8 protein-coding genes are annotated in these 5,929 nt (G+C 73.9%); 2 read left to right on the top strand and 6 right to left on the bottom strand.

Annotated elements, in window-relative coordinates; translation table 11 throughout:
• From K4G64_RS37865 to K4G64_RS37845, 5 genes are all read right to left on the bottom strand, one after another.
• Positions 1-929 (bottom strand): squalene/phytoene synthase family protein (locus K4G64_RS37865; RefSeq protein WP_308122599.1); only part of this gene is annotated, 929 nt, incomplete at its 3' end.
• 67 nt (positions 930-996) lie between these two features.
• Positions 997-1,962: a YihY/virulence factor BrkB family protein gene (locus K4G64_RS37860; protein WP_221760400.1), complete on the bottom strand. Its 966-nt coding sequence runs from the start codon at positions 1,960-1,962 to the stop codon at positions 997-999.
• A gap of 67 nt (positions 1,963-2,029) precedes the next feature.
• On the bottom strand, positions 2,030-2,272 hold the full coding sequence (locus K4G64_RS37855; RefSeq protein WP_221760399.1) for a DUF6411 family protein: 243 nt from the start codon (positions 2,270-2,272) through the stop codon (positions 2,030-2,032).
• A gap of 52 nt (positions 2,273-2,324) precedes the next feature.
• Complete coding sequence (locus tag K4G64_RS37850; protein ID WP_221760398.1) at positions 2,325-2,480, bottom strand: hypothetical protein; 156 nt, start codon at positions 2,478-2,480, stop codon at positions 2,325-2,327.
• Between the two features lie 93 nt (positions 2,481-2,573).
• The gene (locus tag K4G64_RS37845) at positions 2,574-3,272 is read right to left on the bottom strand and encodes an ANTAR domain-containing protein (protein WP_221760397.1); all 699 of its coding nucleotides are present in this window, start codon (positions 3,270-3,272) and stop codon (positions 2,574-2,576) included.
• Positions 3,273-3,462: 190 nt separating this feature from the next.
• Here K4G64_RS37845 and K4G64_RS37840 point away from each other — a divergent pair, with 190 nt between their 5' ends.
• Together K4G64_RS37840 and K4G64_RS37835 are read left to right on the top strand one after the other, a co-directional pair.
• A complete protein-coding gene (locus tag K4G64_RS37840) occupies positions 3,463-3,819 on the top strand; it encodes an STAS domain-containing protein (RefSeq protein ID WP_221760396.1) in 357 nt (118 codons plus the stop codon).
• Positions 3,816-4,751 (top strand): anti-sigma factor RsbA family regulatory protein, encoded by a 936-nt coding sequence (locus K4G64_RS37835; protein WP_221760395.1) that lies wholly within the window; start codon positions 3,816-3,818, stop codon positions 4,749-4,751. The genes K4G64_RS37840 and K4G64_RS37835 overlap by 4 nt, the downstream gene beginning before the upstream one ends.
• A 14-nt stretch (positions 4,752-4,765) precedes the next feature.
• On the opposite strand, the gene K4G64_RS37830 is transcribed toward K4G64_RS37835, so the two are convergent.
• Positions 4,766-5,803 carry a rod shape-determining protein gene (locus tag K4G64_RS37830; protein ID WP_221760394.1) on the bottom strand — a complete coding sequence of 346 codons (1,038 nt, stop codon included), beginning with the start codon at positions 5,801-5,803 and terminating at the stop codon, positions 4,766-4,768.
• Positions 5,804-5,929: the final 126 nt, after the last annotated feature.

The following is a 5,929-nucleotide window of genomic DNA, read 5'->3' as shown; positions in this document are numbered from 1 at the left end:
TCGCGCACCTGACCGGCCTGGCCCGCCAGTGGGTGAGCCACAAGTCCCTCACCCGCGGCGTCGATCGCGTCGAGCTGGGCACGCAGCAGGGCGGTCATCGTGTGCAGGACCGTGGCGGGGCCGGGGTGCATGCCGCGGGTGAGGGACTTGTGGCTCACCCACTGGCGGGCCAGGCCGGTCAGGTGCGCGACCAGGGCGGCGACGGCGGGGCTCCAGCGGCGCCGCGCCAGATCGGCCGCCGACCCGGGGTGCGGGTCGAGGGCCTCGGCGGGCAGCAGGAGGTCGCCCTGAGCGAGGTCGGCGGCCAGGTCGGTGAGGATGTCGGTGAGCCGGACGCCGTCGAGGAACTCCTCATAGGTCTCCCGGTTGTCCAGACGCAGGGCGACCGGGACGCCGGCCCGGTCGAAGACCGTGCGGACCAGGCCGAACCAGGGCAGCAGGTTGTCCCGGCCCCAGGTACGCCACTCGGCCCAGTCGGTGAAGTGCCTGCCGCCGGTGTCCTCCTGGACCTGGGCCATGGCGTCGCGCAGCTCGGACAGGTCAAGGCGCCAGCGGTTCGCGGTGTCCACCAGGGCACGGCGGACCGGGTCCGGGCTTGTTCCGGTGGGCAGTTCGCGGTGCAGGGCGGTGATCCAGGCCCCGACCCGGGCGGCCCGCTCGGCGGCGGGCGCGGTGCGGTCGTCGCCCAGGTCGTCCAGGGCGTTGGCGGCCGCCCACAGGGCGTGCAGCGCCGGGCGCAGGGCCGCGGGCACCAGCTGGATCAGCGCGTACTCCGCCGGGTCCTCGTCCTTCGTACGGCGCCGGCACAGTCGGTAGGCCGCCCGCAGGGCCGGGTCGTCGCCGGTCACCGGGGGGCCGGCCGGTCCGGGGGCTGTGGAAGTCGCTTCGAGGTCTGCCGGTGCTGTGGTCGCGGGGGGCACGTCGCTCACACCGAGGACGATACGTCCTGGTTCTGCGCGGTGATCACAGGGGCCGGGGGCGCGTCAGCGGCGGACGTCACGGGCCCGGCCCCGGGTCCGGGTGCACGGCCTCGGTGATGCCGGCCCGGGCCGCCTCCAGCTGAGCGGCGAACGCGATGCCGAGAAACAGGACCACCCCGGTCAGGTTCGCCCACAGCAGCAGGGCGACGAACGCCGTCAGCGGCCCGTAGACCGCGCCGAAGGAACCGCTCTCGGCGACGTAGAGGGCCAGCAGCCAGGTGGCCGCGATCCACAGCACCAGATGGACCGCGGATCCGAACGCCAGCCAGGTGTAGCCCGGTTGGTCCCGGCGGGGCGCCCAGCGGAAGATCACCGACGAGGCGACCCAGGCGAGCACCACGCCCAGGGGCAGGTCGAGGGCGCCCCACCAGTCGAGCCAGGTGCGGGACCAGCCGTAGGTCTCCACCACCGCACTGCCGACGGCCTCGCCCGCGACGAGCACGAGGAACCCGAGGACCATCGGCATGCCCGCGGCGAGCGCGAGGAGCAGGGCACGGCCGTACTTGGCCAGGAAGGGCCGGTCGCGCTCGATGCCGTAGATGCGGTTGGCGCCCCGCTCGACCTGGGCCATCGCCGAGGCCAGGTTGAGCACGGCGAAGGCCAGGCCCGTCCACATCGCGACGGCGCCCCAGACGCCGGAACCGGCGCTGCGCTCGGTGCTGTCGAGGGCGTCCTCGATCAGCTCCGCGCTGGCGCCGGGCACGATCCGGCCGAGGGTGAGTTCGATGATCCGCCCCACGCTCTCGGTGTGCACGGTGGTGGCCACGCCGACCAGGGCGATGGTGAACGGCACCATGCCGAGGACCACCTGGAAGGCGAGGGAGCGGGAGTTGCTGAAGCCGTCGGCGTAGCGGAACCGGGTGAACGCGTCGACGAGCAGCCGGCGGCCCCCGTAGCGCCGCAGCGCGGTGAACGCCTCGTCTCCGGAGAGTTCCTCCCCGATCATGTCCCGCGTCTGCGGGACATGCACAGCGGTACCCATCGAGAAGGTCTCCTTCTGCCTGCCCTGCCGTACCGGACCAGCATGCCCGGCGGTCCGGCCGCGCGGGTCAGAAGGGCATGCGGCCGCGGGTGCGGCGGCCGGCCGAGCCGCTGCGGCTCACCGCGCGGGAGCTGGTGTGGAAGGGCTTGCTGAAGAGCCTGCCCAGGACACCGGGGGCCTTGCCGCCGGCACGGGCACCGGCGCCGAGCCCACGCTGAGTGCCGCGCTCGGGGTGGTGCGAGAGACGGGGGACGAGGAAGGCGAGTACGGCCAGGAGCACGCACCCGGCGATGACGACTGCGATGATCACGAATAACTCCCTTGACTGGTCGGGGAGATACGGGTGCCCCATCGAGTCGCCTTTATGTGGCCTCCTGCGGCCCGGCGTCGGTGTTCGTGTCCGTCGCGTCGGCGTCGTCGCGGTCGCCCTCCGCCTGGGACGGGGTGGGACGCGGGGTCGTGTCCGGCTCGTCGCCCTCGTGGTCGCCTTCGGCCTGGGACGGGGTGTGGTCGCTCATGATCTGCCTCCCTGCGCGGCTGTCGGCCTCGGGTACCCCGGTGGAGCGGGGCGCACGGGGTCCGGGCGCGCGGGTGCCCCGGACCCTCGGCCTTCAGCCCCGGCGCCGCCGCGCGACGGCACGCTGCAGCGCCGTGCGCAGCTCGGGGGACGGCGGGGGGCCGTCCGCTTCCGCGCTCGCCGTCACCGCCGCCGCGACGTCGCGCAGCTTGGTGTTCGACAGCTGGGACGTCTCCCGCAGGATGTGCCACGCCTCGTCGGACGTGCAGCCGTGCGTGGCCATGAGGATGCCCCGGGCCTGGTCGATGACCGGGCGGGAGGCGATGGCCTGGCGGAGCTGCTCGACCTCCTCCTGCAGCACGTGCAGGCACTCGGCGCGCTCCAGGGCGACCGCCGAGGAGGCGGGGGCGGTCGGCGGCACGGCGGGAACCGGGCCCGTGCCGGCCAGACCGGTCAGCGGGTCGGTCGTGTCCAGGCCCGCAAGCTCCAGGATCCGGCGCGGCTGGCCGTTCCAGTTCGTCGCCGTCACCGTCAGCGACCGCTGCCGGCCGTGGTCGGCCAGCACGTCCAGGAACTGCAGACCGGCCGTGTCCATGAAGTGCACGCCCGCCATGTCCAGGTCGACCCGGGTGACGGTGGCCGGCAGACCGGCCAGGGTCCGGGCCAGGATGTCCGCGCAGCCGTGAACGAGCTCACCCCGCGGGGTGAGCTCGGCGCGGTCCGCGTCGACGCGACCACAGATGACCAGGGTGTCCAGCCCTCCCGTGAGATGTGGTGATGCCGCTGAGGTCATGTCACCGCCTTGCCGTTCCTCGTCGGTCGTGTTCGTCTCGATCGCCGGACTGCGCGACGTCACTTCGCCCCCGTGTACGTCGGTGTGAGGTGCGCCTGCCCGCCGGACGGCTTACTACACACACTTCGGGGGAATGAGCTTTCGTCGTACGGGTACGAGCGCAGTGGTCCAGAAGCATCGGGAGAGGGCCTTGAACACTCGGCAGCAGCTGTCGGAGAACGGCCCCCGGTGCCCGGGGCCGGGCCTCGCGGTGTTCCCGCTGGCGGGGCAGCAGGGCGTCCGGGCAGCCGGTGAGGTCGGTCTGACGACCCGTGCGATCTGGGAAGGCGTACTGGAGCAGGCTGTTCGCGAGGACGACGACGTGTACTACTTGGAGCTGTCCGGCGTGACGTTCGTCGACGTCGCGGGCGCCGACGCGCTCGCGGCCGCCGCCGGGCAGCTCCGGGACGGCCGGCGTTTCGTGGTGCGCAGGCCGCCGCCCGCGCTGCGGCGCACACTGGACCTGCTGTGGCCCGGCCAGGCGGGAATCGAGGTGTCGACGTCATGACCGCTGCCGCCACCGAGCCCTTCGCCCACCCCGCGCTCCTCTACCGGGACGAGCAGGAGTACCTCGACGGCACCCTGCCGTTCGTGCACGACGGCCTGGACGCCGGCGAGCCGGTCGCCGTCGCCGTGCCCGGCAAGAACCTCGGCCTGATCAGGGACGCGCTGGGCGACGCCGCCGGCGCCGTGCGGCTGCTGGACATGCGCGAGGCCGGACGCAACCCCGGGCGGATCATCCCCGGCGTGCTGCGCGCCTTCGCCGACACCCAGCCCGCCGACCGCCGGGTGCGGATCATCGGCGAGCCCGTCTGGGCGGACCGCTCCGAGACCGAGTACCCGGCCTGCGCCCAGCACGAGGCGCTCATCAACGCCGCCTTCCGGGGCCGTACCGTGACGATCATGTGCCCGTACGACGTGGCGCGGCTGCCCGAGCACATGGTCGCCGACGCGTACGCCACCCACCCCACCGTCATCCACCCCGGCTCCCGCACGGCGCGGGACAACGACGCGTACGCCCCCGAGGACGTCGTCAGCCACTACAACGAGCCGCTGGCGCCCGTGCAGGACGCGCTGACGTTCTCCTTCGTCTCCGACTCGCTCTCCCACGCCCGGCACGTGGCCGTCGGGGAGGGCGCGCGGCTCGGCCTGACCGGCGTGAAGCTGGACGACCTGGCCCTCGCCACGGCCGAACTCACCACCAACAGCGTGGTGCACGGCGGTGGTTCGGGCATGCTGCGGGTGTGGGCCGAGGACGGGTACGTGGTGTGCGAGGTCCGCGACGAGGGGCGGCTCGCGGACCCCCTGGCCGGACGCCGGCCCGTGCCCCGCGACCAGCGCGGCGGACGCGGGATCCTGCTGGTCAACCTGATCGCCGACCTGGTGCGGGTGCACCGGAGCGACAGCGGTACGACCGTGCGCTGCTGGTTCGCCCGCTGACCGGCGCCTGACGCTCAGGTGCCCAGCGGGTCCAGCGCCAGCGGCGCGATCCGGCCCTCCAGCATCGCGCCGAGCCCCTGCACGGCGCACACGTCCGGACGCTCGGCGATATGCACCGGCATGCCCGTCGCCTGCCGCAGCATCTGGTCCAGGCCCGGCAGCAGGGCGCTGCCGCCGACCATCATGATCCCCCGGTCGGCGAGGTCGGCGACCAGATCGGGCGGGCAGTCCCGCAGCACCTTGCCGATGCCGTCCAGGACCGCGGTGAGCGGCGTCTGGATGGCGTTCCGGACGGCCGCGGTGTCGACCTTGACGGAGCGGGCCAGGCCGGTGGCGACGTCCCGGCCGTGGATCTCGGTGGAGGCCGGGCCGTGCGCGGTGAGGCCGTTGCCGGACAGGGCCAGCTGCAACGGCCGCACCGACTGGCTCGGCAGCATCAGCTCGTGCTCGTGGCGCAGGTGCTGCACGATCGCGTGGTCGACGGCCTCCCCGCCCACCGGGACGCGTTCGGCGGTGACGATCGAGCCGAGCGACAGCACGGCCACCTGGGTGGCCGCCGCCCCGCACACCATGACCATGGTCGCCTCGGGCTGCTCCACGGGCAGCCCGCAGCCGACGGCGGCGGCGATGAGCGTGTCGACCAGCTCCACGCGGCGCGCACCGAGCCCGACGAGCGTCTCGATCGCGGCGCGCTGGGCCAGCGGGTCGGCGGCGTGCGGGGTGCAGGCGGCGGCGCGCAGGATCGGCTTGCGGCGCAGGGCGCGGCGCATCTTGTCGCCGAGCAGGTGCCGCAGCATGCGCTGCGCCATCTCGATGTCCACGACGGTCCCGCCGGAGACCGGCCGGACCACCCGGATGTAGTGCGGGGTCCGGCCGATCATCTTCTCGGCGAGCTCGCCGACCGCGATCAGCGCGCCGGTGCGGGTGTTCACGGCGGCGGCGGACGGCTGGTCGACGACGAGGCCGGCGCCCTTGACGTAGACGCGTGTGCGGGCCGCCCCCAGGTCGACGGCGAAGTGGCAGCGGCGCAACTGCTCCAGACTGGCGGTCATGGCAGGTCCTCCCGAGAGCACAGACCGTGGGGGGCCGCCAGGTGGCGGGCCTCGCAGACGTGGGTCCGCCGGGTCGGCGGGCCTCTTTCGCATCGTGCGCGGGAGGGGGCCGGGCCGCCTTTCGTG

It is taken from the genome of Streptomyces sp. WAC04114 (assembly GCF_019733245.1).
In the GTDB taxonomy this organism is placed as follows: Bacteria; Actinomycetota; Actinomycetes; order Streptomycetales; family Streptomycetaceae; genus Streptomyces; species Streptomyces massasporeus_A.
Note: the sequence above shows the minus strand (reverse complement) of the source record. Positions and strands in the feature narration are given on the sequence as shown.